This is a genomic window from Priestia koreensis (genome assembly GCF_001274935.1).
In the GTDB taxonomy this organism is placed as follows: Bacteria; Bacillota; Bacilli; order Bacillales; family Bacillaceae_H; genus Bacillus_AG; species Bacillus_AG koreensis.
Map to the genome: position 1 here is coordinate 23,140 of NZ_LILC01000011.1, position 25,548 is coordinate 48,687.

At 39.6% G+C, this 25,548-nt stretch carries 31 protein-coding genes and 1 riboswitch; of the genes, 15 read left to right on the top strand and 16 right to left on the bottom strand.

Annotated features, from left to right (window positions below; genetic code table 11):
• Window positions 1–5: 5 nt before the first annotated feature.
• The 3 genes from AMD01_RS23465 to AMD01_RS07400 form a co-directional block, all read right to left on the bottom strand.
• Window positions 6–164 (bottom strand): DUF1540 domain-containing protein, encoded by a 159-nt coding sequence (locus AMD01_RS23465; protein ID WP_083446470.1) that lies wholly within the window; start codon window positions 162–164, stop codon window positions 6–8.
• Window positions 165–249: 85 nt separating this feature from the next.
• Window positions 250–1,281, bottom strand: a complete 1,032-nt coding sequence (locus AMD01_RS07395) for a cytochrome d ubiquinol oxidase subunit II (RefSeq protein WP_053400755.1) — start codon at window positions 1,279–1,281, stop codon at window positions 250–252.
• Between the two features lie 12 nt (window positions 1,282–1,293).
• Complete coding sequence (locus AMD01_RS07400) at window positions 1,294–2,628, bottom strand: cytochrome ubiquinol oxidase subunit I (protein WP_053400756.1); 1,335 nt, start codon at window positions 2,626–2,628, stop codon at window positions 1,294–1,296.
• Window positions 2,629–2,793: 165 nt separating this feature from the next.
• On the opposite strand from AMD01_RS07400, the gene AMD01_RS07405 reads away from it, so the two are divergent.
• Window positions 2,794–3,039 (top strand): type B 50S ribosomal protein L31, encoded by a 246-nt coding sequence (locus AMD01_RS07405; protein WP_053400757.1) that lies wholly within the window; start codon window positions 2,794–2,796, stop codon window positions 3,037–3,039.
• Window positions 3,040–3,081: 42 nt separating this feature from the next.
• On the opposite strand, the gene AMD01_RS07410 is transcribed toward AMD01_RS07405, so the two are convergent.
• Together AMD01_RS07410 and AMD01_RS07415 are read right to left on the bottom strand one after the other, a co-directional pair.
• Window positions 3,082–4,047 carry a metal ABC transporter substrate-binding protein gene (locus tag AMD01_RS07410; RefSeq protein ID WP_053400758.1) on the bottom strand — a complete coding sequence of 322 codons (966 nt, stop codon included), beginning with the start codon at window positions 4,045–4,047 and terminating at the stop codon, window positions 3,082–3,084.
• 80 nt (window positions 4,048–4,127) lie between these two features.
• Window positions 4,128–5,315: a GTP-binding protein gene (locus AMD01_RS07415; RefSeq protein ID WP_483824224.1), complete on the bottom strand. Its 1,188-nt coding sequence runs from the start codon at window positions 5,313–5,315 to the stop codon at window positions 4,128–4,130.
• Between the two features lie 114 nt (window positions 5,316–5,429).
• Between AMD01_RS07415 and AMD01_RS07420 the strand changes: the two genes are divergently transcribed.
• Complete coding sequence (locus AMD01_RS07420) at window positions 5,430–5,993, top strand: beta-class carbonic anhydrase (protein WP_053400759.1); 564 nt, start codon at window positions 5,430–5,432, stop codon at window positions 5,991–5,993.
• Here the strand turns inward: AMD01_RS07420 and yidD are convergent, their stop codons facing one another.
• The gene (gene yidD / locus AMD01_RS07425) at window positions 5,994–6,233 is read right to left on the bottom strand and encodes a membrane protein insertion efficiency factor YidD (protein ID WP_053400760.1); all 240 of its coding nucleotides are present in this window, start codon (window positions 6,231–6,233) and stop codon (window positions 5,994–5,996) included. It abuts the gene before it with no gap.
• A gap of 222 nt (window positions 6,234–6,455) precedes the next feature.
• On the opposite strand from yidD, the gene AMD01_RS07430 reads away from it, so the two are divergent.
• Window positions 6,456–6,929, top strand: coding sequence for an S-ribosylhomocysteine lyase (locus AMD01_RS07430; RefSeq protein ID WP_053400761.1), 474 nt, complete (start codon window positions 6,456–6,458; stop codon window positions 6,927–6,929).
• Window positions 6,930–6,963: 34 nt separating this feature from the next.
• Here the strand turns inward: AMD01_RS07430 and ytzI are convergent, their stop codons facing one another.
• Window positions 6,964–7,119 (bottom strand): YtzI protein, encoded by a 156-nt coding sequence (gene ytzI, locus AMD01_RS23470; protein WP_083446472.1) that lies wholly within the window; start codon window positions 7,117–7,119, stop codon window positions 6,964–6,966.
• 151 nt (window positions 7,120–7,270) lie between these two features.
• Between ytzI and AMD01_RS07435 the strand changes: the two genes are divergently transcribed.
• From AMD01_RS07435 to ytkD, 4 genes are all read left to right on the top strand, one after another.
• Window positions 7,271–7,711 carry a Dps family protein gene (locus AMD01_RS07435; protein WP_053400762.1) on the top strand — a complete coding sequence of 147 codons (441 nt, stop codon included), beginning with the start codon at window positions 7,271–7,273 and terminating at the stop codon, window positions 7,709–7,711.
• A gap of 155 nt (window positions 7,712–7,866) precedes the next feature.
• Window positions 7,867–8,259: a phage holin family protein gene (locus AMD01_RS07440; RefSeq protein WP_053400763.1), complete on the top strand. Its 393-nt coding sequence runs from the start codon at window positions 7,867–7,869 to the stop codon at window positions 8,257–8,259.
• Window positions 8,260–8,325: 66 nt separating this feature from the next.
• The gene (locus tag AMD01_RS07445; RefSeq protein WP_053400764.1) at window positions 8,326–8,658 is read left to right on the top strand and encodes a hypothetical protein; all 333 of its coding nucleotides are present in this window, start codon (window positions 8,326–8,328) and stop codon (window positions 8,656–8,658) included.
• Window positions 8,659–8,732: 74 nt separating this feature from the next.
• Window positions 8,733–9,215 carry an RNA deprotection pyrophosphohydrolase gene (ytkD, locus tag AMD01_RS07450; protein ID WP_053400765.1) on the top strand — a complete coding sequence of 161 codons (483 nt, stop codon included), beginning with the start codon at window positions 8,733–8,735 and terminating at the stop codon, window positions 9,213–9,215.
• 47 nt (window positions 9,216–9,262) lie between these two features.
• Here ytkD and AMD01_RS07455 read toward each other — a convergent pair whose 3' ends face one another.
• The 3 genes from AMD01_RS07455 to AMD01_RS07465 are packed head-to-tail and all read right to left on the bottom strand — an operon-like array spanning window position 9,263 to window position 11,831.
• Window positions 9,263–10,060 (bottom strand): ABC transporter permease, encoded by a 798-nt coding sequence (locus tag AMD01_RS07455; protein WP_053401040.1) that lies wholly within the window; start codon window positions 10,058–10,060, stop codon window positions 9,263–9,265.
• Complete coding sequence (locus AMD01_RS07460) at window positions 10,050–10,820, bottom strand: ABC transporter ATP-binding protein (RefSeq protein WP_053400766.1); 771 nt, start codon at window positions 10,818–10,820, stop codon at window positions 10,050–10,052. Before AMD01_RS07460 ends, AMD01_RS07455 begins: the two co-directional genes overlap by 11 nt.
• A gap of 15 nt (window positions 10,821–10,835) precedes the next feature.
• Entirely contained in the window at window positions 10,836–11,831 is a 996-nt protein-coding gene (locus tag AMD01_RS07465; RefSeq protein ID WP_245638912.1) for an ABC transporter substrate-binding protein, read from the bottom strand.
• Window positions 11,832–11,999: 168 nt separating this feature from the next.
• Between AMD01_RS07465 and AMD01_RS07470 the strand changes: the two genes are divergently transcribed.
• On the top strand, window positions 12,000–12,782 hold the full coding sequence (locus AMD01_RS07470; protein WP_053400768.1) for an alpha/beta hydrolase family protein: 783 nt from the start codon (window positions 12,000–12,002) through the stop codon (window positions 12,780–12,782).
• A gap of 76 nt (window positions 12,783–12,858) precedes the next feature.
• Window positions 12,859–13,101: a DUF2584 domain-containing protein gene (locus AMD01_RS07475; protein ID WP_053400769.1), complete on the top strand. Its 243-nt coding sequence runs from the start codon at window positions 12,859–12,861 to the stop codon at window positions 13,099–13,101.
• Window positions 13,102–13,163: 62 nt separating this feature from the next.
• On the opposite strand, the gene pckA is transcribed toward AMD01_RS07475, so the two are convergent.
• Window positions 13,164–14,750, bottom strand: coding sequence for a phosphoenolpyruvate carboxykinase (ATP) (gene pckA, locus AMD01_RS07480; RefSeq protein ID WP_053400770.1), 1,587 nt, complete (start codon window positions 14,748–14,750; stop codon window positions 13,164–13,166).
• A 338-nt stretch (window positions 14,751–15,088) separates the two neighbouring features.
• Window positions 15,089–15,215: riboswitch (SAM riboswitch) on the top strand.
• A 131-nt stretch (window positions 15,216–15,346) separates the two neighbouring features.
• On the opposite strand from pckA, the gene metK reads away from it, so the two are divergent.
• A complete protein-coding gene (gene metK / locus AMD01_RS07485) occupies window positions 15,347–16,546 on the top strand; it encodes a methionine adenosyltransferase (RefSeq protein ID WP_053400771.1) in 1,200 nt (399 codons plus the stop codon).
• 14 nt (window positions 16,547–16,560) lie between these two features.
• Here metK and AMD01_RS07490 read toward each other — a convergent pair whose 3' ends face one another.
• From AMD01_RS07490 to AMD01_RS07500, 3 genes are all read right to left on the bottom strand, one after another.
• Window positions 16,561–17,724: a glycosyltransferase gene (locus tag AMD01_RS07490; RefSeq protein ID WP_083446473.1), complete on the bottom strand. Its 1,164-nt coding sequence runs from the start codon at window positions 17,722–17,724 to the stop codon at window positions 16,561–16,563.
• Between the two features lie 19 nt (window positions 17,725–17,743).
• Complete coding sequence (locus AMD01_RS07495; protein ID WP_053400773.1) at window positions 17,744–18,274, bottom strand: phosphatase PAP2 family protein; 531 nt, start codon at window positions 18,272–18,274, stop codon at window positions 17,744–17,746.
• A gap of 252 nt (window positions 18,275–18,526) precedes the next feature.
• Window positions 18,527–19,042 carry a gamma carbonic anhydrase gene (locus tag AMD01_RS07500; RefSeq protein ID WP_053400774.1) on the bottom strand — a complete coding sequence of 172 codons (516 nt, stop codon included), beginning with the start codon at window positions 19,040–19,042 and terminating at the stop codon, window positions 18,527–18,529.
• A gap of 108 nt (window positions 19,043–19,150) precedes the next feature.
• Between AMD01_RS07500 and AMD01_RS07505 the strand changes: the two genes are divergently transcribed.
• Together AMD01_RS07505 and AMD01_RS07510 are read left to right on the top strand one after the other, a co-directional pair.
• Window positions 19,151–19,927, top strand: a complete 777-nt coding sequence (locus AMD01_RS07505; RefSeq protein ID WP_053400775.1) for an alpha/beta hydrolase — start codon at window positions 19,151–19,153, stop codon at window positions 19,925–19,927.
• Between the two features lie 34 nt (window positions 19,928–19,961).
• A complete protein-coding gene (locus AMD01_RS07510) occupies window positions 19,962–21,026 on the top strand; it encodes a tetraprenyl-beta-curcumene synthase family protein (RefSeq protein ID WP_053400776.1) in 1,065 nt (354 codons plus the stop codon).
• A gap of 39 nt (window positions 21,027–21,065) precedes the next feature.
• Here AMD01_RS07510 and mnmM read toward each other — a convergent pair whose 3' ends face one another.
• Both mnmM and mnmL read right to left on the bottom strand, forming a co-directional pair.
• On the bottom strand, window positions 21,066–21,638 hold the full coding sequence (mnmM, locus tag AMD01_RS07515; RefSeq protein WP_053400777.1) for a tRNA 5-(aminomethyl)-2-thiouridylate-methyltransferase MnmM: 573 nt from the start codon (window positions 21,636–21,638) through the stop codon (window positions 21,066–21,068).
• A complete protein-coding gene (gene mnmL / locus AMD01_RS07520) occupies window positions 21,635–22,594 on the bottom strand; it encodes a tRNA modification radical SAM protein MnmL/YtqA (protein WP_053400778.1) in 960 nt (319 codons plus the stop codon). Before mnmL ends, mnmM begins: the two co-directional genes overlap by 4 nt.
• A gap of 195 nt (window positions 22,595–22,789) precedes the next feature.
• On the opposite strand from mnmL, the gene AMD01_RS07525 reads away from it, so the two are divergent.
• The 3 genes from AMD01_RS07525 to AMD01_RS07535 all read left to right on the top strand — a co-directional run bounded on the left by AMD01_RS07525 (window position 22,790) and on the right by AMD01_RS07535 (window position 25,518).
• Window positions 22,790–23,053 carry a YtzC family protein gene (locus tag AMD01_RS07525; protein WP_053400779.1) on the top strand — a complete coding sequence of 88 codons (264 nt, stop codon included), beginning with the start codon at window positions 22,790–22,792 and terminating at the stop codon, window positions 23,051–23,053.
• A 230-nt stretch (window positions 23,054–23,283) separates the two neighbouring features.
• Complete coding sequence (locus AMD01_RS07530) at window positions 23,284–23,442, top strand: hypothetical protein (RefSeq protein ID WP_053400780.1); 159 nt, start codon at window positions 23,284–23,286, stop codon at window positions 23,440–23,442.
• Between the two features lie 303 nt (window positions 23,443–23,745).
• On the top strand, window positions 23,746–25,518 hold the full coding sequence (locus tag AMD01_RS07535; protein WP_053400781.1) for a stalk domain-containing protein: 1,773 nt from the start codon (window positions 23,746–23,748) through the stop codon (window positions 25,516–25,518).
• Window positions 25,519–25,548: the final 30 nt, after the last annotated feature.

The following is a 25,548-nucleotide window of genomic DNA, read 5'->3' on the forward strand; positions in this document are numbered from 1 at the left end:
TTCGTTTATAAATCCTGAGGTTTGAAGGTTTTGCAGTCCGTTTCATAGCTGTCAGAAGCCATATTGCCAGCGTGACTGACTACATAAATCGCTTCTGCTCCACAGTTATTTCCCTGCTTCCAATAATGACAGTTGTTTACTTCACACATTACGTCCTTAGCCACTTGTTGTCCCTCCTTTGTACAATAACGTTACCTTTGTAGTTTCACCGTTCATCTTTCATCATATCCATCTACTTGATAGAAGCATTTATTTGTAAATCTTTTTCTTTAAATAATCTCGATCCTTCATAAATAACTTCCAAAAGTAGAAGAAACCTGGGAAAAGAATAGCGAATCCAACAATATACGTGATGAAGACTGCTTTGAATGCACCTGGATCGGTGAATCCGGAATGAATGGTAACATCTGAGTAAACGATGTATGGCAAATGACTTTTTCCATAAGCATAACTTGCTAAAAAGTACTGAATGATCGTTGTGATTACGGCAAGCCTTGGCATACCGAGTCCTCTTGTGGAAGGAATCCACAGCGCCACAAATGTGAGCAAAAACATAATGACCGATCCAATTAGCCATCCCTTTACATTCATCATATTGTCATAAAGCCATGAAGCTTCAGAACGCATCGTTAGCATAATAAACACGCCCATTAGTAATGAAATAGGACCTGTAATTAAAGCGTCACGGCGGTAAATTTTGTACGACTCAAATTCATTCGAAACCTTTGAGTAGTCTGCCAAAAGCAGTGAAGATAAAAATAGCGTAGAGCTAATGGCAAAGCCGATAAACGAATACACGTGTGGACTTGTAAATACGCTTGATAAATTAAGTTTATTTGTACCATCAATTATGTCAATGTATCCCCCATGAGTGATAGGAAGAACGCAGATCAGGAAAGCAGGAATTAAAAATCCTGATATTCCGGATACGTAGGTTAAAATTTTCTCGTACGTTTTGGCATAGTGAGAAAAAACCAGGAAGCTACTCCGGATAGATAAGAGTAACAAAATAATACTCCCTGGGATGAGTAGAACGGTTCCGAGCGTAAAAGCAGCACCAGGAAAGAAACTAAACAACCCAACAACGATCGCCACAATAAAAACGTTCGTTACTTCCCAAGTAGGGGAAAGGTAGCGGTTGGCAACGCTCGTTGCATTCGTTTGTTCGCGATTAATATAAATCATCGACCAAAATCCTGCACCAAAGTCCATTGTTGCCATAACTGCATAAATGAAAATAAATCCCCACAGTACGATAATTGCAATTAGTGCGCTTGTCATATGATCACCTCTCTATTCGACTTGTCCTTCCAGCTCTTTTGACACTGGATGACGTTTGAAATAATACAGCAGTACAAGTACGACAGCGATGCCCATGATCAAATACACCGCAAGGAAGAAGGCAAATAAAAGGTGAAGATCAGACGAGGTGGTGACCGCCTCAGCTGTTTTCATAATGCGGTAAATGACCCAAGGCTGACGGCCCGTACAGGCGAACACCCATCCGAATTCAACAGATAGCATGGAAAGAGGTCCTGCGACCCCAAAAATCCACAAAAGCCAGCGTGGGAACAAGCGTTTTTTGAGAATTTTGTACCATGCAAATCCAACAATTGATAACAAGATTAAAAGCGACCCGATTCCTACCATTCCGTTGAAAAGGGTATGAACAAATAACGGAGGCCAGTACTCTCTTGGAAAGTCATTGAGTCCGAGCACAACCGTATCAAAGCGGTTGTCTGATAAGAAGCTTAGTCCCCAAGGAATTTCAAATGCCCACTTCACTTTTTGTTCTTTTTCACTCGTATAACCACCAACGGCAAGAGGAGCATGATCTTGGGTTTCAAATAACCCTTCAGCTGCGGCTAGCTTTTCAGGCTGATAATCATAAAGACCCTGTGCGGAAGCGTGTCCGTTTAGTGCGGTGGCAATCGAAAAAATGCCTCCTACGACAAGGCCAAGAATGAGTGCTTTATGATGAAATTTGTACACCGCTTCGCTTTTTTTACGAGAGCGAATCATTTTGATGGCTGCGACTGAAGCGATGACGAAGGCACCTGTCATAAATGCTGATACCGCCACATGACCTGCGGTAACTGCAAAGCTTGGATTAAAGAAAGCCGCCCATGGATCGACATCCACGATCTTTCCGTTCTCGATTCGAAAGCCTGCAGGCGTCCCTTCAAAAGCATGTACGTTTGTAATTAAAACCGCCGATCCGAGAGCACCAATTAAAACGAGCGTGATGCTGACGATCCTCATGATAGGAGAGATGCGGTCCGCTGCATATACATAGATGGACATAAAGAGTGCCTCAACAAAAAATGCATACACCTCAATTTGAAAAGGCAGTGACATAACTCGTCCAATCACTTCCATGAAACCAGGCCATAATAAAGAGAGCTGAACGGCTGCAATCGTTCCAGTTGGAATCGCAATTCCAAGCAAGACCGCAATTGTTTTAGTCCAGCGCTTTGCCATAATGGCATAATCGTTATCCTTTGTTTTCTGATAAAGTAGTTCTGAACACAAAATCATGAGTGGAATTCCAACGCCAAGCGTTGCGAAGATAATATGAAAGGCCATTGTAATTCCAAACATTGAACGTGCGGTAACTAAATGATCCATGTAGAATCAACCTTTCCAAATAAGTATTCATGACCCTTATTGTCCATCTTCTTCCACAAATTATGCATGAGATTTTTAGTTTTCTGAACATGAGCATAAGGGTTGAAAATAGTAATCATTTCGTTTTATAATAGAAACAAGCTAATCGAAAAGGAGAGATACATGATGAAAACAAATCTTCATCCGGAATATCAAAAAGTTGTATATATGGACGTTAACAGCGGATTTAAATTTATCAGTGGCTCGACTAAAACTTCAAATGAAACGATTCAGTGGGAGGATGGAAATACGTATCCGTTATTTAAAGTAGAGGTAACATCCGATACACATCCGTTTTACACAGGTCGTCAAAAATTTGCTGATAAAGGCGGACGCGCAGAGCGCTTTAAAAATAAATACAACTTGAATTAATAAAAAAAGCGTAGGTGCTAAAAGGCATCTACGCTTTTTCTGTTATTTATTTAACGCTTTTTTCAATACATCTAAATTTTGTTCCATTAGAGAGAAGTAATCCTCTTTGTCATTTAATTGTTCTTTTGTCACGGACTCAAGGTTATTAAGTGTCAGAGATTCGGCACCGATTTCTTTTTTTACAACGTCTGCTACGCGTGGCTTCACATTCTTTTCAAAAATGATGTACTTAATTTTATGTTTTTCAGCTTCTTTTATAATGTTTTTCAGCTGCTTTTGGGACGGTTCATTTGTAGGTGAAAGTCCCGCAATGCTAATTTGATGAATGCCATAACGGTCTTCCCAATAACCATAAGCAGCATGTGAAACTAATAATTCTTTATGAGAAGCTGTTGAAACCGTGTTTTTGTAATCCTGATCCAGTTTCTCCAGCTTGGTTTTTAGTTCATCAAAATTTTTCTCGAAGTCTTTTTTATGAGCAGGCTGTAGTTTCACAAGCTCTTCCTTAATATTTTCAGCGATTTGGATGGAGCGAATAGGATCTAACCAAACGTGTGGATCTTTATCTCCATGATCATGATCATGCTCATCACCTTCGCCATGCTCGTCGTGAGCTTCGCCTTCGTGCTCGTGATTAGCACCTTTAGCAAGTTTAATACCTTTTGCTGCTGGAATGACCTGTACATCTTCATTTTTTAACGTTTCTTTTGCAGAATCAGCAAAGCCTTCTAAACCGATGGCCGCATAAATAAAGGCATCGCCTTGTGCAATTTTTACCATCGTTTTAGATGTTGGCTCATATGAATGAGCGTCTACTCCAGGAGGAAGCACGCTTTGTGCATCCACATATTTGCCACCAATTTTTTGGGTGAAGTCTTGAATCGGAAAAATCGTGGTGTAGATTTTTAATTTATCGTTTTTATCTTTTTTGGCGCCGTCAGAACTACAGCCGGCAAGAGCTGCAGCGATTACTAACAAAAGCGTAAAAAAGAGTGCTTTTAGTTTCATTTTATGTATCTCATTCCTTTCTCTTTCTCAAACATTTGCTTATTATATCGTAATTGTTACGATTTGAAAACTAAAAAATTTTATGAGCTAACGGTAAAACGGGGAAGGGGATCTGCGAGCGCTGACCATTCCATTGTCATCTCTTCATCCGTCAGAAGGCATGCATCAAGTGTATCTTCAATTTCGGCTTGCTTCATATCAATTCCGATGAAAACTAATTCGTTCATCCGATCACCGTAGGATGCATCCCACTTCTTTAGTAGTTCAGGCTCTTCTGCCAACGTACGCTGTTTTTCTTCTTCTGAATAAGCTGCCACCCATTCGCCTGCACCTTGAATCATAATAGATGTTCCGGCTTGTGAAAGGAGTCCTGCCATATCGTTACGGCTTGCTAACCAAAAAAAACCTTTTGCTCGAACAATATCAACGGGCCAGTTCTGGAGCCATTTCATGAAACGTTCAGGATGAAGAGGGCGTTTTCTTCGATAAACAAATGAAGAAATCCCATACTCTTCTGTTTCTGGAATATGCTCTTCGTTTAATTCTTTCATCCAACCAGCACCTTGGCTTGCCTTTTCAAAGTCAAAAAGACGCGTATCAAGAATGCGATGAAGATCTACACAGCTGTTTTGTGTCTGGATGATTTGTGCATCCGGATTTAAACGTTTCAATGTCATTTCAAGTTCCTTTGCGTCTTCAAGATCTAATAAATCAACTTTATTGAGCAAAATAACGTTCGCAAATTCAATTTGATCAATTAAAAGATCAACGACTTCTCTCGTATCATTCTCATCGGTTCCTTGCTGACGATCTAGAAGACTTTCTCCAGAAGAAAAATCCTCCCAAAAACGATTTCCGTCTACAACTGTGACCATCGTATCTACTATGCATTTGGCCGTTAAATCAATACCGAGCTCTTGGTCCACATATGTAAATGTTTGCGCCACGGGAATGGGTTCGCTAATACCTGATGATTCAATCACAATATAGTCAATGTCACCAGCGTCTACTAGTTTTTCAACTTCTTTCATGAGATCACCTCGTAGCGTGCAACAAATGCAGCCGTTTTGCATTTCAACGAGTTTTTCTTCTGTACGAGAAAATCCACCTTTTTGAACGAGTTCAGAATCAATATTAACCTCACTCATATCGTTGACAATAACAGCAATTTTTAAGCCTTGTCGATTATGTAAAATATGATTCAATAACGTTGTTTTTCCAGAACCTAAGTAGCCACTTAAAACGGTAATGGGGATTTTTTTCTCCACTTTTATTTGCTCCTTTTTATAAATAGTAATGATTACGATTTGTAACATGCTTTATAATATATGAAAATGATTTATAATACAAGTATATTTATTTTTGAAAGGATGTAGAAAAACATGAGTTTATTACAAGACATTTTAACGTTTAACGAGGAATTTGTAGCCAAAAAGGAATATGAAAAATTTCAAACAACTAAATTCCCAAATAAGAAAATGGTCATTTTATCATGCATGGACACAAGATTAGTGGAACTATTGCCAAATGCACTAAATTTACGCAATGGTGATGTGAAAATTGTTAAAAATGCAGGGGCGATTGTGTCTCATCCATTTGGAAGTATTATGAGAAGTATTTTAGTGGCTGTGTATGAACTAGGAGCAGATGAAGTTTGTGTGATCGGTCACCATGATTGCGGAATGAGCAAAATCAATTCAGCAGAGGTACTCGAAAAAATGAAAGGTCAAGGCGTAACACAAGAAACAATCGATACATTAGATTATGCTGGAGTTGACTTGCACAAGTGGCTTGAAGGATTTGAGAGCGTTGAGGAAAGCGTTCGTCACAGTGTAGATGTTATCGGAAAACATCCGCTATTTCCAAAAAACACCCCTGTTCATGGAATGGCAATCGATCCAGAAACAGGGAAGCTTGATTTAATCGTAGACGGCTACAATAAGTAATTATTTTGATTCTTTTTCTTCTTTAAGAGGGACCGGATCAAAGCCGCCTGGGTGAAATGGATGGCATCTCGAAATTCTTTTTACCGTCATCCATCCGCCTTTTAAAGCGCCAAATCGTTGCACGGCCTCGATGCCATAGTGAGAGCAAGTAGGATAAAACTTGCACGAGCCAGTGGTCTTAAGCGGTGACAAATAAAGCTGATAAAAGCGAATAAGTGATAGAACTAATCTTTTTAGCAAGAAAATCACGTTCCTTTAGGAATTTCAGTTTCTAGTTTTCAATATACTTCAAGAGAATTCGTAATTCAACGAATTAAATTAATTCAGATTAAATAGATGAAATAAATCGGAATTACGTGTATGATAGAAACATGAACGAGAAATTGTAAAAATGACTTTTCGCACCTATTGTTTTCGGGAAGAGGAGAATAGGGCAAACAATACAAAAGGAGTGTTGACATTATGCCATCAGTAGAAAGCTTTGAATTAGATCATAATGCCGTAAAAGCACCTTACGTACGCCACTGTGGTGTGCACAAAGTAGGAAGCGACGGTGTCGTTAATAAATTTGATATTCGTTTCTGCCAGCCAAACAAACAAGCAATGAAACCAGACGTGATTCATACGCTTGAGCATTTATTAGCATTTAACTTACGTACGTATGCTGATAAATACGATCACTTTGATATTATCGATATTTCACCAATGGGTTGCCAAACAGGATACTACTTAGTAGTAAGCGGTGAGCCAACGGTACGTGAAATTATCGATTTGCTTGAAGATACGATGAAAGCGGCGGTTGAAATCACTGAAATTCCCGCAGCAAATGAAAAGCAATGTGGTCAAGCGAAGCTTCATGACCTAGAAGGTGCGAAGCGCTTAATGCGTTTCTGGCTTGATCAAAGCAAAGAAGATCTAGAAAAAGTATTTGGTTAATAAAAGAAGGGGCGGGGTAACTTCCGCTCCTTTTTTATGTGTCTTTTTTATCTGTGGAATCTAGATGAGGGTTTTCATCGAGTGGATCAACTGTGTGTTTGAAGTCATATGCTTTTGACGTTGTGACCAAGCTGAGAAGCAGCACGATAGCCACAATGACAAAACAGGTAATAAAAATAATCGTGAACAAGGAATCTCCTCCTTCAACTAATCTTAGAGCACCTTTATTTTATCATGTCTGCTCCTCAAATCGTTTAAAAAGACACAAAATTAAAATATTTTAAGACGGCGTTTTAAAGGAGACGAATGGGGTACTACTATACTAGAAGGAGTGAATCAGAATGGAAAAACAATTACATGAAGCATTGAATTTACAAGTGGCAAACTGGACAGTTTTGTACACGAAGTTACATAATTACCACTGGTATGTAAAGGGCGAACAGTTCTTTACATTACATGAGAAATTTGAGGAGTTCTATACGGCTGCTGGGACTTACATTGACGATTTAGCTGAGCGTTTGTTAGCACTTGAAGGAAAGCCAGTAGCGACGATGAAAGAAGCTTTAGAGCTTTCGTCTATTGAAGAAGCAATGGGGAATGAAAATGCGACAGACATGGTTGCATCCCTTGCGAAAGATTTCAATAAGCTTACTTCTGAATTAAAAGAAGGAATGGACATCGCAGACAAAGCAAACGACGAAACAACTGGCGATATGCTATTAGCGATCCACAAGGATTTAGAAAAACATCTTTGGATGCTGAATGCGTTCTTAGGGAAATAAACATCAGTCAAAAGAGTAGAAGCATTACGGCTTCTACTCTTTTTTCCATATGCAGAACCTATTAAATTTTGGTTTCATAGGAGAACGCATAGTCACTTTTTAACTTTTCTCATACCATGTACTAAAGGCTTTTTGAGAGAAGGGAAGTATAAAAAATGGGGAAAGAAGATCTGATTCTCATGGCTGGTGTGAGTTCTTACCTCATTTTCTTATTTGGTGGCTGGGATGAACTGTTAATGATTCTAGTTGCATGCGTAGTGATGGACTATGTAATGGGAGTCGCTATTGCTGCTATTCGAAAAAAACTTTCAAGTAAAGTGGGATTTCGAGGCATTGCGAAAAAAATGTTCCTTTTCTTTTTAGTTGCCGTAGCCAACTTCTTGGATACGCTTCTTTGGGAAAACCATATGATTCGCGATGCGACGATTTTATTTTATATTTGTAATGAAGTAGTGTCGATGATCGAGCATGCTAGAAGCATTGGGGTCCCAATCCCTGATACGCTAAAAAAAGGAATTGAGTTGATTAAAAGCCGCTTCAAAAAATAAGACTGCATAAAAAGATCAAAACGTGAGATACAAAGAGTAGGTCTTTACTATGAAGGAGTGGCGAAAATGAATGAATCAACGCATAAAAAAACGTATTATATAAATGTAGGGTATGGAGAAATTTCACTTAGTAAATCAGCTTTTGATTGGAATTATGTTATTCAAGCAACGGATGACGAAATTACTCATTTGCGGGATTTGTTCAATGGCAACGATAATGAAGATTGGCAAGGTTTTTTTCGTGCTCACGTTCCGTATATTCAATATCACTTTGATCGCCAAAATGATGCGTATGATCAAGGAATGTCGTTGATATATGAACAGCTCTATAAGCTCGGAGATGATGCGACCAAACAACACATTAAGGAAATGAACATCTTACCTCATATAGATGAGTAATTCTTTAGGATTGCTCATTTTTTCATTTTGTTAGAAAATGATAGAAAATAAACACAATGGAGTATGGAGAATCTATGTATACTTTTAAAGATGCTTATCACAATCAAGTCTTTTTATCATTCGAACGCTTACCCTTTTCAAAATCTCCTCGTCACGTATGGGTAGTATGCCGCTATGGAAGTCAGTGGCTATTAACAAATCATTCAACAAGAGGATTAGAATTTCCAGGTGGAAAAGTAGAAGAAGGGGAAACACCTGAAGAAGCAGCAGCACGAGAAGTATCAGAAGAAACAGGAGGGACGATCAAGAACCTCACATATATCGGTCAATACAAGGTAGCAGGTAGAGAAAAAGAAATTATTAAAAATATTTATTTTGCGACGATTGATGAAATTATTCCACATCGTCATTATTTAGAAACAAAAGGTCCCGTGTTACGAGATGAGTTGCCGAGTAATATTAAGCACAACTCACAGTTTAGCTTTATTATGAAGGATAACGTCCTTCAATATGTGATGAAACATCTTGTGCAAAAACAGTTTGTTTCATCATTTTAAGCAAACGCATAAAAAGACGAAGGAATGGGGAAAGAGTCCTTCGTCTTTTAGCTATTGTCTTTAATTAGTTTTTTCTCAAGGAAAGCAACTGCTTGATACATGATCGTGGCGAAAAAAGCAATGAGCAGCAAGCTTAAGAGCACCAACGTGAAATTGAATACTTGAAATCCATATATAATCATATATCCAAGCCCTTTTCCTGAAACAAGAAATTCTCCAACGATTACACCAACCCATGACAGCCCCACGTTTACTTTGAAGGTGGAGATAATAGCTGGAAAGGAAGAGGGGAGGATCGCTTCTTGAAAGCATTGTCTTCTCGTAGCTCCGAAGGACTTTAGTACTTTTAAATAGTTAGGATCTACTTCACGAAATGAGGTATAGACGACGATGGCTGTAATAATGACTGAAATGACGGCTCCCATTGTAAGGATGGAAAAAAAGCCCGGTCCCATGGCCACGATGAGGATGGGTCCTAGTGCAATTTTGGGCATCGCATTGAGAACAACTAAATAAGGATCTAGTACCTTTGAGATCTTAGGAGACCACCACAGGAGAGTTGCGAGAAGGACACCGGCGACAGTTCCTAGCAAAAAGCCAAGCAGTGTTTCGAGTAGAGTAGCTCCGATGTGTTCGAGTAACGAGCCGTCTTGCATTTTTTCGAGAAATAAATGCCCAATTTTTACAGGAGAACTAAAGATCAGAGGATCAATCCACGCTAGTCTAGAAGCTGTCTCCCACAGACTGAAAAAAGCGATGAAGATTAACGCCTGAATAAATAAGATCCAGCGCTTCTCGACTTTTAAGCGTTTCAAATATTGCTGATGAAGGAGACTAGTATTCATTTTTTCCAAGGCTATCAAGCTCCTTCCAAATGTCTTGAAACAGTTCGTTGTACCGATGATGTTGCCTGACTTCTAAAGGGGATAGGGTTCGCAACTCTTCTGGAACGGTAAAGATATTCGCTATACGCCCTGGGTTAGGGGCAAATAAGAAAATGTGATCGCTCATCGCAATAGATTCACCAATATCATGCGTAACGAGTAGGGCGGTTTTATGAAAATCTTTGAGCGTGCTTGAGACGAGATCTTCTAATTTGAGCTTCGTTTGAAAATCTAATGCGGAAAATGGCTCATCTAAAAGTAAAATGGACGGGTTGGTTGCCAGCGTACGAACAAGCGCGACACGTTGACGCATCCCTCCAGACAATTGGCGAGGATACATTTCCTCTACATCACCGAGGTCCATCATACGTAAAAGGGCTAATGCTTCCTGTTCAGCTTCATCTGATCGTTTGTTCATGATTTTTAATCCCATTAATACGTTTTCCTTAATCGTCTTCCAAGGAAACAGGTAATCGTGCTGAAGCATGTAGCCAATTTGTGTGCGTACATCTTTAATGGGTTTATTGTGAATCGTCACGTTTCCTTCTGTTGGTTCAATTAGCCCTGCAACAATGGATAAAAGCGTCGTTTTTCCACAGCCGCTAGGGCCGAGGAAGGAAATGAATTCTCCTTCCTCAATAAACAAGCTAATGTCTTCTAAAACCGTATTGGCGGAGGTGCGAGTGAGATAGGTGTGGTGAATTTGATTAATTGACAGCATGAAATCACGCCCTCCTTACTTGCTAACTGAATTAGCGATTTTCGTATTGACAAGCGTTTTGTAGTCCACTTCTTTTGGAAGCTCGCCGGATTCTTTCATGATATTTTGTAAGTTCGCCCATTCCTTCTCATCAAGAATTGGATTGGTTGCATAAGATCCTTGTTCTTTATAACGAGCAATCACCGTTTCACTAATATCTGCTGGGGTATCTTTAAATTGCGATTTGATGGAGGCGGCAATTTCTTTAGCGCTGTGAGAGTCTACCCACTGCTGTGCACGATAAATCGCACGAGTGAATTTTTCAACGGTTTCTTTATTGTTTTTAATAAAGCTTTGTTTAGACATAAAAGAAGTGTAAGGTACAAGGCCAGACTCTTTTCCGAACGAGGCTACGATATGCCCTTTACCTTCTTTTTCAAAAATACTTGCCGTTGGTTCGAATAGCTGTACATAATCGCCCGTTCCAGATGCGAAGGCATTAGCGATATTAGCGAAATCAATGTTTTGAATGAGCTTCAAATCTTTTTGTGGATCGATTCCGTGATTTTTAAGTACGAATTCGCCGACCATTTGTGGCATGCCACCTTTACGCTGACCGAGGAACGTGCTGCCTTTTAAGTCCTGCCATGAGAAATTTTCGACTGCTTTTCGTGAGACGAGAAACGTACCGTCTGTTTGTGTGAGCTGAGCAAAGTTAATGATCGGGTCACGTGTGCCCTGTGCGTACACGTAGATTGACGTTTCAGAGCCGACTAGACCAATATCTATGCCATCCGATAAAAGAGCTGTCATCGTCTTGTCGCCGCCCCACGTTGGTTTTATATTGACATCCAATCCCTCATCTTTAAAAAAGCCTTCAGAGGAAGCGACATATAACGGAGCGTAGAACAGTGAATGGGTAACCTCGCCAACCGTAACCTTTGTTAAATTATCTTTTTGACCACAGGCTGCAAGTGGAATAAGTAAGACGATAATTAGTACACAGCTTAAAAGTAATTTCGAAAGTTTCACTGGTGTGTAACCTCCTTCAAATATTTTTGGAACACTCATAAAGTATGACAATAGATGGAGTTGTGTGATTTGCCTAAAATAAAATGTTTGACGTTTGATATATGGCTCTAGGAGTGTGATTTAAAGAGTGAAGGGGAAACTAAAGAGTAAGAAAGTGAGGAGACAGAAATGAAAAATGGAACAATTATTAAAAAACAACGCTATCCATCTCCGAATCCTCGCATTGATCTTTATCTTGTGACTTATCTGAGTGAGGGACTGCGAGTAAAAGGACTGTTAGCAGAGCCAAAAGAAGAAGGTACATACGATGGTTTTGTTTATTTGAGAGGCGGAATTAAAGGGGTAGGAATGGTGCGCATTGGACGAATTGTGCAATTTGCATCAGAAGGTTTTGTGGTGATGGCTCCTTTTTATCGCGGCAATCAAGGAGGTCAAGGAAACGAGGACTTTGCAGGAGATGATCGCTTTGATGCAGTGAATGCCTATGAACTGCTTGCTCACTACCCAAAAGTAAAAAAAGATCGCATTCACCTATTTGGGTTTTCTAGAGGCGGTGTGATGGCGCTGCTCACTGGACTATTGATTCCTGAGGTTCGATCTATCGTTGTGTGGGGAGGAGTTTCTGATATGGTTCTAACCTATGAGGAACGGGAAGATCTGCGCCGTATGATGAAGCGGGTTATTGGCGGTACGCCTCGTAAGTATCCAGAGCGCTATCGATGGCGTACGCCGCTTCATGATATTCATAGCCTGAACTCCCCCGTGTTCATTATTCACGGTGAACAGGACCAAAATGTTTCTGTTGAACATTCTTATCGTTTAGAGAAAAGGTTGGTAGAAGCAGGGAAGAGTGTACAAACACGTTATTATCCTCAATACACGCATTATTTTCCTCCACAGGAGAATCGAAAAATGGTCAGGGAGCTTACGCAGTGGATGAAAGAACAATGAAAAACGTGATAAGATAAGAGGGAGTAATAGTTAGAAATGCTTTATGCAATCAAGTGTTTTTGAGGAGGATTATAAAATGGGGATGCCATTAGAATTAAACACAATGATCGTGACAAAAGGAAAAGAGACGCGTTTAGAAGAAAATCTTTTTTTACTAGAAAAAGACGGTTATCGTTTATATCCGATTGATATTCCGGTCAGTGTCCATAAGACAAAGCAAAGCGAAAGCAGCGGACAAGCGTTAATTCGAAAGCTCGAAATGTCCGGCGATAAAACGCTTATTACGTATGAACTAGTTAAATTACACTCAACAAATTAAAGGCAATAGCGAAAATGAACCAATCATTTTCGCTATTGCCTTTGTTTGTGTAAAGTAAGTATTTAGATTAGCGGTCCGCCTGCGTTTTTAATCGCATCTAAACCTTCTGAAAAATGCTTAAAGTTGTCTTTGAATTTCATCGCAAGTTCTTGTGCCTTCACTTCATATGCTTGTGGATCTTTCCACGCTTTTGCTGGCTGAAGAACTTCGTCTGGTACACCTGGAACATGAGTGGGAACTTGAAGACCGAAAATTTGATCCTGAACAGTTTCAGCGTTTCGTAATTCACCTTCAAGAGCGGCTTGCACCATTGATCGTGTGTATTGAAGCTTCATACGTTGACCAACTCCGTACTCCCCACCAGTCCAACCAGTATTGACCAGGTAGACGCTTACATTGTGCTGATCAATCATTTCCCCAAGCATTTTTGCATATTCTCCAGCGCGGCGCGGAAGGAAAGGAGAACCGAAGCAGGTAGAGAATGTTGCAACTGGAGACGTAATGCCTCTTTCAGTTCCTGCTAGTTTGCTTGTATACCCGCTCAAGAAATGGTACATTGCTTGCTCTTTTGTTAAGCGACTGATTGGAGGAAGCACACCAAACGCATCAGCTGTTAAGAAGATGATAGTTGTCGGATGACCTGCTACACTTGGGTCGACAATGTTGTCAATTGCTTGCAATGGATAAGCTGCACGCGTGTTTTCAGTCAGTGAAACATCATCGTAATCTGGTAATCTACTATCTTCATTCACGACTACATTTTCTAATACAGCCCCGAATCGAATGGCATTGTAAATTTGCGGCTCTTTTTCTTCAGATAAGTTCACACATTTTGCATAGCAACCACCTTCGATATTGAAGACGCCTGAGCTTGACCAACCGTGTTCATCATCGCCAATTAAACGGCGTTTTGGATCGGCTGAGAGAGTTGTCTTCCCAGTACCTGAAAGGCCGAAGAATAAAGCAACATCGCCCTCAGTGCCGACATTTGCCGAGCAGTGCATCGGTAAAATGTTTTGTTCTGGAAGCAAATAGTTCATAATAGAGAAAATAGATTTTTTCATTTCTCCTGCATACTCAGTTCCACCAATTAAAATGACTTTACGCTCAAATGATACAATGATAAATGTTTCAGAATGAGTCCCGTCTACAGCTGGATCTGCTTTAAATCCTGGAGCAGAAATAATGGTAAACTGTGGATCATGTTCTGCTAGCTCTTCTTCTGTTGGTCGAATGAATAGCTGTTTGGCAAACAGGTTATGCCACGCATATTCATTGACAACAAGTATTGGCAAACGGTAGCGAGCGTCAGCTCCAGCGAAACCGTTGAATGTGAACAGTTCGTCTTGTTCGCTTAGGTAGCGAAGAACTTTATTGTAGAGAGAATCAAATAATTCAGCGGAAAATGGCTGATTCACGTTTCCCCAGTCAATTTTGCTCGTTACGCTTTCTTCATCAACGATAAATTTATCTTGTGGGGATCTTCCCGTATATTTTCCTGTATGGACTTGCACAGCACCTGTGGCAGTTAACGTTCCTTCCTGACGCTCTAACACTTTTTCTACTAAGCGCGGAACGGATAAATTGTGCTGTACAGCTTCTAATTGTAGTAATTCTGCTAATTTAATGGACTTATCAACTGTATTCATAAGCTCTACCACCCTTATATATATAGTACGAAACAAGCTAATTCGAAAATAGTATAACACATTTATTTAATTATTGTATACTATTTAACGATAATCGTTCGTTTTTCATAAAAAAATGTACATTGAAAAGGAAAAGTAATGATATTCTCCTAGATAAAAATGAACACAATCCATTTCATTTTATAATAAAAGAACGTTCACAAGGCGAGTTTAATAAACCATAGCAAAACGAGGAACGAATACGTTATTTTCAACAAAGAATTTATTCATTTTTTCTCCTTGAATACGGTTGACAGAATTCGAGCTTTTCATGTAATATTGTTCCTTGAACGGATACTCTCTTATCCCGAGCTGGTGGAGGGACAGGCCCTATGAAACCCAGCAACCATCACCATACTTTATATTTTTTTACTTGGTGATAAGGTGCTAACCTGATGCAAGGGGAAAGCCCTTGATCGATAAGAGTGAAAGGCTTTAGTGAAAATTTGCTACCTTTCCTCGATTGGGAAAGGTTTTTTATATTTCTAACGTTTTTTGAACAACAATAAGGGAAATGAGTACCGTATCATCTGTTGTATAATTAAGGAGGAAAATTGATGTCAACGAAACGTCGTCTGTTTACGTCTGAATCTGTTACAGAAGGACATCCAGATAAAATCTGTGACCAAATTTCTGATTCGATTCTTGATGCCATTTTAGCAAAAGATCCAAACGCTCGTGTAGCATGTGAAACAACTGTTACAACTGGTTTAGTATTAGTAAGTGGTGAAATCACTACGTCTACATATGTAGACATTCCAAAAATTGTCCGTGAAACAATTAAAGAAATTGGTTACACACGTGCAAAATATGGTTTCGATGCTGAAACTTGTGCAGTTTTAACATCAATCGATGAGCAATCTGCTGATATCGCAATGGGTGTTGACCAAGCTTTAGAAGCTCGTGAAGGTCAAATGACAGATGCAGAAATCGAAGCAATTGGCGCAGGAGACCAAGGTTTAATGTTTGGTTATGCAAATAACGAAACAAAAGAACTTATGCCTCTTCCGATTTCACTTGCTCATAAATTAGCTCGTCGTTTAACAGAAGTACGTAAAGAAGAAATTCTTCCTTACTTGCGTCCAGACGGCAAAACTCAGGTAACAGTTGAGTATGATGAAAATGACAACCCTGTACGTATCGATACAATTGTTATTTCAACTCAGCATCACCCAGAAGTGAGCTTAGAGCAAATCCAACGTAACCTTAAAGAATACGTAATTAAGCCAGTTGTTCCAACTGAATTAATTGACGAAAATACAAAATACTTCATTAACCCAACTGGGCGTTTCGTAATCGGTGGTCCTCAAGGTGATGCGGGCTTAACTGGTCGTAAAATCATCGTTGATACTTACGGTGGTTATGCACGTCACGGTGGCGGTGCATTCTCTGGTAAGGACGCTACAAAAGTAGACCGTTCTGCTGCTTATGCGGCACGTTACGTAGCGAAAAACATCGTTGCTGCTGGTTTAGCTGACAAGTGTGAAGTTCAATTAGCTTATGCAATTGGTGTAGCACAGCCAGTATCAATCTCAATTGATACATTCGGTACAGGTAAAGTAACGGAAGAAGTTCTAGTTGATGCGGTTCGCAATAACTTTGACTTACGTCCAGCAGGAATCATTAAAATGCTTGATCTTCGTCGCCCAATCTATCGTCAAACAGCTGCTTATGGTCACTTTGGCCGTACAGACATTGACGCTCCTTGGGAACTTACAGATAAAGCAGAAGCGTTAAAAGCAGCGGCATTAAACTAATCAAAAACTAAGCGCTAAGGAGCCTTCCTTAGCGCTTTTTCTATGTTTATTGTACGGGAGCGCTTTGTTTCTTCAATAAGCTGCGTATAATGCACCATTAGATGATCAAATACTTGATCCCATCCTTTGGTTAATGCATGATTCCTAGCCATCGTTCCTAAGCGTTCCCGAAGATCAGAATGCTCCAAACAAAGTGTAATATACTCAGAAAATTGATCAAGATTTTCTAGATTACATAAAAAGCCGTTTTCTCCGTGTTTCACAATATCAGATTGCTGAGCTTCAGACACAATGGCAGGCGTTGCAGTTGCAAAAGCCTCTAATAACATATCATCACGCGGTTTTGATGATGGGCAAATCATCAAATCAGACGCTGCATAGACACGTGCCCGATCTTCTTTTTGTAATGAACCCGTAAACGTCATATGCTCTAGGGCTTCTCTCTGAAATACTTCTTTTAACGGGCCATCGCCTACAACCAGCCAGTGTACTTTATGTTTAATATGAGGAGGCAAATAGCGAGCAATCGTAAAGATTGCTTCTACATTATCTTCTGCTGTTAATTCCCCGGAATAGGTCAAAATATAAGGACGCTTGATATTGTATTTAATTTTCACATCAAAACGCTCATAAGCAGGATGAAATACATCAAGCTCGACGCCTTTTGAACAGACGGCGATGTTCGGAAAATTATTTCCCTCTAGCGTGTGTTTAGTTAAGAAATTAGGAACAAGCAATTTGTGAAATGGGCGATAAAACCATTGAACATACTTATCGAACAGCGAACGTAGAAAAGGAACGTTTGAATGATCCATATCAGGTTGTATATTCAGCATATAGTAACCAATGAGAGGTAGGTTTGTTCGTTTTGCATATTGTCTTCCATATAGGCCAAGAGTAAAAGGAGTTAGCACATGGATAAAATCCGGCTGAAATTCGTTAAGCCTACGTCGGATTTTAGTAGCATTTGGCAACGAAAAACGATAATGTGCGTTTAAAGGAAAACTCTGAAACGAGCATGTACGTGTTTGATTTTCTGATGTAAGAGAGTGAGTAGTAGGTAAGAACAGCTGAAACGAAATGTTATGTCTAGAAAAGTAAGAAATTAACCGCTCGAGATTTTCGGATGTGTTCAAATGTTTAGGAGATATATCAGTGAAAATAGCAATGCGCAACAAACCTCAGCTCCTTTAGTCACTAATGAAAAAATGAAAAGCAAAACAGTCCTGTACAAGTCCCTAATATGCTTCCTACAAGAACGTCTGTTGGGTAATGAAGGCCTAGAAAAATTCGTGATAGTCCTACACTAAAAGCTAAGGGAAGCAGAATAATGACGGCAAAAGGGAAATAGATAAAGAACGGTGTTGTGAGAGAGAATATTGCCGTCGTATGTCCTGAAGGAAAGGAATGATCGGTTAACGGATTCTCTAAGACTTTTGTATCTTTTATTTGCAAATATGGACGCTTTCGTGGATAAAGTTTTTTCATGATGGCTACTGGCACATGACTAAGAGCTAGTGAAAGCCCCCCAGCATAGGCGGTAAGTTTTAATGAACCAGATGTGAAGATCATAAGCAACAAAGCGATGGCGATGGTTAGAAGTGCTCCACCAAAGTGTGTGACAAAGCGAAAATAGCGACTTAGAAATTTGCGGTCAAAGTGGCGGTTAAGCATACGAAATAATTGGCATTCTAATTCATAGAGTTTCTGAATGATTTTCTTTTTCATTGATGAAAACTCCTTATTAAGAATTCTTTCTTATCATTGTAAAAGAAAAATGTAAAGGTAGTAATAAGAAAGTGTAAATAAATGCTCTTCGTGATGAAGCTGCTCGGCACGATCAATACAGATAGGAGGAGAGTGACGAAACACTCCTCCTATGAAAGTATTGATACGCTAGAATGTTGCATATTAATGTGTAGAGATCTCTAGCAGGCGCGTTGTTTTTAAATAAAATGATTTCTTCTATATAATTACCGATTATTTCGTTTGCAAACTTTTGTAGTATTGTCCTTTTTCAACGTAGCTCTGACGGATGCGCTCCATATCTTTTAAATCTTCTTCATTTAATGTTCGTACCACTTTAGCGGGTCTCCCAATGGCAAGTGAGTGGGGCGGGATTTTCTTTCCAGGTGGAACGAGGCTCCCGGCGCCGATAAAAGCTCCTTCACCGATTTCAGCACCATCTAGAATAATGGAGCCCATCCCAACTAAAGCATTTTTTCGAATGACAGAACTATGTAAGATCACTTGGTGACCAATTGTCACGTCATCTTCTAAAATCAGTGTTTTATTAGGACTTTGGTGAAGGGTGCACTGATCTTGAATATTCACTCTTTTTCCGATAATTGTAGGTGAAACGTCACCTCGAATAACGGTATTAAACCAAATGCTACTTTGCTCACCAATCGTTACATCTCCACTAATTGTTACGTAATCTGCAATAAAAACGGACTCATCAATCGTTGGGAATACATCTTTGTACGGATAAATCATTTTGTATCATCCTCTCGAAAAAGTTGAAAAAATAGTGTAAATCCTCTAATGTAAGTGTACAAACTTTTTTTATTTAGGTAAACATAGAAAGAAAGGAAGTCGCGACATATGTGGAAATGGGAAGCAGAATATCCTAGAGGCGTGGTCGTCATCGTACACGGAGCAGCCGAACATCATGGACGCTATCGATGGTTGATCGAAATGTGGCGTTCCATTGGAATGAATGTTGTGATGGGCGATCTACCTGGCCAAGGATTAACAACAAGACGACGAGGGCATATTCATTCATTTGAAGAATATGTAAAAGAAATTGAAAGATGGGTTGAAGAGGCTCAAGGGTATGATCTGCCAATTTTTCTTTTAGGACACAGTATGGGTGCATTAGCTGTTATTCGCACGCTACAGGAGCGCAGTCTGCCGATTTGGGGAGCAATGTTATCTTCTCCATGCTTAGGGTTAAAAGAGCAGCCTCCTTCTTATATGGATGTGTTATCGAAGGGCTTAAACAAGCTAAGACCCGGTATGCTATTTGATTCAAATCTTCGAATTGAAGACGCAACGAGAAATCCGGATATTCGTGAAACAGATATGAATGACTCGCTGTACGTAACAAAGGTGTCTGTTCGCTGGTACCGAGAATTAGTGGAAGCGATGAATCAAGCATTTAAAAATATTGAAAAGTTACCAGATGTCCCTCTTTTAGTTATGCAAGGAGGAGATGATAAGATCGTTGAAAAGCTAATTGTAAAACAGTGGTTTGATGAATTAGATTTAAGTGAAAAAATTTATAAAGAGTGGCCACAGCTATATCATGAAATTTTTAATGAGCCAGAACGTGATCAAGTTTTTCTATATGCCAAAAGTTTCGTTGATGTTCACATCTAATGAAACAACTGGTGAATGATTGAGGTGTTAGATCGTGAAGATTCCTTCCCGTCCGTTACCATTAATGAGGACCGTATATCGACAAGTTATTCCAGCTGTACATAAGCAATTAGAGGTATGGAAAGCAAAGGCTGAAGCCATTCCAAACGAAGAGCTACGAACGCAAGCGTTAAACAGCATCACCGATAAAACCTTTCACTGTGAAGGTGGAGGTATTTTAGCAATTTTAGCAAAAGATCAGCTCAAGGACTGTATTGAGTTTATTGTGGCATACCAGACGATAAGCGACTATTTAGATAATTTATGCGATAGAAGCACGTCTTTAGACCCTTTGGATTTTGAGGCTTTACATGAGTCAATGCCACATGCATTAAACCCAGAGGCCACGCTTAACAATTATTATCGTCATCGCGAAGATCAAGATGATGGAGGATATTTGCATGATTTGGTTCAAACCTGTCAGCAAGTATTAAAGCGAGTGCCGAATTACGAAGCGATCTCTCAGCATCTTCTAGAGCTCGCTGACTATTACTGCGCGCTTCAAGTACACAAACACGTAAAAGTTGAGGAGCGAGTGCCACGCCTTGAGAAGTGGTTTCAAGACTATAAGCAAGCTTTGCCTAAAATGGAGTGGTATGAATTTTCTGCGTGCTCTGGTTCCACTTTGGGGATCTTTTGCTTAGTCGCATATGGATTTCAAAATGGATTTAGCAGTGATGAAGCTTATAAGGTAAAGAAAAGCTATTTTCCATACGTGCAAGGCCTCCATATTCTGCTTGATTACTTTATTGATCAAGAAGAGGATAAAGAGGGTGGAGATTTAAATTTTTGCTTCTATTATGATCACCAAGAAGAAATGATGGATCGCTTTGGACATTTTGTCAGTGAAGCGGATCGTCACCTTCGAGGAATTCGAGATGAACGTTTTCATCGGTTAATTAATCGAGGTCTGTTAGGTGTTTACCTGTCTGATGATAAAGTTCGTAAGCAAGAAGACGTCTATCCTCATGCGAAAAAGCTTATTCGTCAAGGAGGATCAATTAGTTACTTCTTTTATTGGAATGGGCGTTTATATCGAAAATTGAGCAAAGCCAAATAAAAAAAAGAGAAATTCCTATTGGTGGAATTTCTCTTTTTTTTACCGTTTTTCAATGGCGATAATAAAGGGCGGATTATTTTGTTGATTTAAAAATTGGTACTGAAGCACGTGAACATCCTGCTGATCAAGAGTATGAACAAATGTTAGTACTTCGTCGCGCTCAATCACTCCTTCAGGATGTCCATGATAAATAACAAGAACAATGATTCCCTCAGGTGCTAGCAACATAAGAAGCTGCTGAATGGCTTCAATGGTGGAATTTGGTTTTGTAACAATTTCTTTGTCTCCACCTGGCAAGTACCCTAAGTTAAAAATAGCACCCGTAATCTTTCGTAAATCGTCTTTTGGAAGACACTCTTGCACTTGATCGTGGCTTTTTTGAAGAAGCGTCACACGGTCCTCAAGCTGCCTTTCCTCGATCTTTCTACGTGTGCTTTGCAGAGCTGTGTCTTGAATATCAAACGCATAGACATGGCCTTTTTCACCGACTAAATCTGCTAAAAAGACCGTATCATGTCCATTTCCCATTGTTGCATCAACCGCAATATCGCCTTTTTGTATCGCTTTTTGTAACAAAGTGCGTGCAAAGGGGAGAATGCGTTCTAGTTTCATACAAGCAATTCCCGAGAGAACTTTTTCCCTTGATAGCTTCCGCGACGTGCGAGCTCACTATCAATTGCATTTAATACTTCCCATTTGTTTACGCTCCACATAGGACCTACCATGAGATCAATTGGCCCGTCACCGGTAATTCGATGAACGATCATTTCAGGAGGAATGATCTCGAGCTGATCACAAACAAGGTTTACGTAATCTTCTTGAGATAAAAATTCTAACATTCCTTTTTCATACTGCTTCACCATTGGTGTACCTTTTAGAAGGTGAAGGAGATGAATTTTAATGCCTTGAACGTCCAACTTGGAAACGGCACGAGCTGTTTCCATCATCATTTCAGGCGTTTCAAGTGGAAGTCCGTTAATGATATGAGAACAAACACGAATCCCATGCTTGCGAAGCTTTTCAACACCTTCAACATAGCATTGATAATCATGAGCACGGTTAATTAACAGTGCAGTTCGTTCGTGAACGGTCTGCAAGCCAAGCTCTACCCATAAATACGTACGTTTGTTTAATTCAGCCAGATATTCTACAACATCGTCTGGCAGGCAGTCCGGTCTTGTAGCGATTGAGAGCCCAACCACACCTTCTAAATTTAAAACGGCTTCAAATTTTTCACGCAGTTCTTCTACTGGTGCATGAGTATTCGTGAACGCTTGGAAATACGCCATGTATTTTCCGTCTTTCCACTTTTCGTGCATCTTATCTTTGATCTCGTTAAATTGTGTGATGAGATCATCCGCACGGTTTCCAGCAAAATCTCCTGAACCAGCCGCACTACAGAATGTACAACCTCCGTGTGCTACAGTGCCGTCACGATTCGGGCAATCAAAACCTCCATCTAGTGCGACCTTAAATACTTTATGTCCAAATTGCTGGCGCAAATGGTAATTCCATGTGTGATAACGTTTTTGATCAACGCTATATGAAAATGGGTTAGTCTGAGTCAAGTCAGCAACCTCCTTTGTTTTGCATTAATGTAGAACATACATCTTCAAATTTTATCAAAAAACGAGCAGATATCCAAATACATTTCACTAAGAGGTCCGTGTTTCTTCAATAAAATAGCAATGCTAAACTTCTCTCATTTGCGCAAACTAAGCATGCACGTGCGAGATTGGATTTTAAAAATGGAGGGATTAGCCATGACAACACGTCAAGCGATTGATAAGTTAATGCAGCAGTGTGAGGATGCAGTTCGCTTCGGCCAAGAGCAGTTAGTAGAAGGACAGCGCCAAGAGCACTATAACGATACAGAGTTCACAAAAGCACAAATGGGGCTTGAGAATGCCTACAAGGAGCTCGAGGAGTTTGCTCATAGCGCAAACGCTCAGCAGCGTGAACAGCTTTATCGCATGAGACTGCAAGTGCAGCAGCTACAAAATCAGCTCATCACGACCTACCACTAATTTGGATCCACTTATGTGAACCTTTTTGGGTAGTTCTGGGGTGTCTGGGTACCCGTTTTTGGAGGTTGTTTACTGTTTGAGGATTGTCATCTGCCACTTGTGTAGACCTTTTGTGGTAATTCTAAGGTGGCGAGGTAAGAGGTTTAATGCTAGTTCTTACTTGTTAGAAAAGTGTAAGCAAATAACAATGGGATAGTTTCAACAAATTTCAATTGAAAGGGTGGTCTTTTATGGCGACGCGTTCAAAGCAAAATAATCCTGAGCAGAAAACGAAAAATGGTGTAAATAGTAATGATATGGAGCTGGGGAAAGATTTTGATCCGGTGAAAGAGCTGAAGGAAAAGAATAGTAAAAAGGCTCAGCCTATTCGTTCAAAGCAAAAGAAATAAGGAAAAAACGGCTCTGTTCTTTTTAGAATGGAGCCGTTTTTAGTGTTAAGAGATCTTTAATTAGAAAAGAAATAAAAAAACTCCTTGTTCAAAACCCCGTGATATCAGTTTTTTCTATGCTTCATTCTTAAAATCCACAATTCACCTACATAAAATTTACAAAATCCATATATTTTAAAAACTTCCTTAATATTACATAAATATAATACGAAGTATCTAGTTCATATTAACTGTTTTTGAGCAAGGGGGAGTTCGGTAAAGTAAGCGTACGTCTTATTTGATTATGGTAAAGGGGAGAAAGAAATGAAGCGGTTCGTAACAAGTATTTTAGTGGGCTCTGTTATTGCTAGCTCTACTGCTGTTCCATTGGTAAAAGTGGAAGCTGCAGTAACAAAGAAAGTAAATCAGCCAAGTAAATCATCTTGGATTGTGAACGGAATGAATGCTTCTCTTCATACAGTAGACTACCAAGGAAAACAGCTTGTTGCTGTGAAGGACTTATTTAACGTATTGAACTCTAGCTATAGCTATAACTCTAAAACAAAGGCCGTAAAGGGTACAAAAACTGTGAATGGGAGCAAAACAAATATCCTTCTAACAGTCGGAAATCCATCCTTTCATGTGAATGGAGAAAAAGGCAAATTGACTGTTGCACCTAAAATGATTCAAGGAGCCGTGTACGTTGAGGCAGCGCCGATTGTACAAGCATTAGGTAAAAATTATATGTATAGCATCGGTAAAACCAATCTCATTTCAGTTGAAAAACCAATTCAATTAAGCCAAGTCTCTTATCTGAAAGACGGAATTACGTCTAAGTCTCGTGCACTGACGATGAATAAAGTGACACTGTTCTCTGTGAAGGATGTCGCAACGTCTCTAGGAGCGAAACTGAAGTTCGATGCGAAAACGCAAACCGTAACGCTCTCAAAAGGAAAGTGGACGGCTACATTTCAAGCACTGAAGGACGAAATAAAACTAAATGGCCATGTTACTAAAGCGACTAACGTGCCGTTTGTGTATAAAAATGTTTTCTACGCTCATCCAGCTGATATCGTCCAGGCTTTAGGCGGGGAATTATCTGTCGAGCCGGATAACAAATGGTTTGTAGCATCTGAAGGCTTTGTAAGGGGGAGCGTTTTTGATGCCCAGTGGTTGAACGAAGATAGTATTCTCGTTACACATGATCAAGAGCAAGCGACCACTAAAATCATGAATGTCCAAACGAAAAAAGTCATTCATGAATTTAAAGAAGATGAACTAACGGTCTCTCCAAATGGTAGACAGGCCGCTTATACAGATGAAGATGGCTACATCCATGTAGTAGACCTTAGCTCTTACAAGGATCGCATCTTGAATGATAATGATGAGATTAAAGTAGAGCTGACGTGGTCAAAGGATTCAAATCGTCTGTATTATATCAATGGAAAAGATAATGAAAATATTTCAATGGTGAGGGTGTCTGATGGAGCAATCACAAAGCTTCTGGAGGACAAGCTCAAATATAAAAGCGATCTCAGATTATCAAATGATGAGTCTACGGTTATTTATACAGCATCCAAAGAAGCAGAAACGAGCTATACGGATGATGATAAAACTGACGTAGGATCAATTGATACATCTGGAACAGAGCCTCAGCTGTACAAAGTGGATTTGCATGCAACTGAAAAGAAAGCTATTAAGTTAACAACGACAAAAGACAATAAAATGTTTTCCTTTTTTGACTCAAAAGGCAATGTGGGATACGTGAGCTTTGACCTTGAAGATGAGAAGAAGTTACCAACGCTAAAGCTGATGGTAAATGGAAAGGTCAAGAATGTTCTTTCTGGCAAAAGTATTCAATTCATTTCGCGCCAAGAGAATGCTCTCTATGTAGTGATCAAAGAAAAAGGCTGGAATTATGTATGTACCTTTAACAGCGCGAACAGTTCTTTGAATAAAATGGTGTCTGTAAAAGAGGACATCACAGCTATTTCGGTTTCTAAAGATAAAAAGCAACTGCTTCTTTCACTTTCTACTGATCAAGGTGAAAAAGTAGCAGTTGTTCGAAATCAACGTGTCGCAGATATTACAAAATAATATACCTATAAAGGGAAAAGGAGAATCATA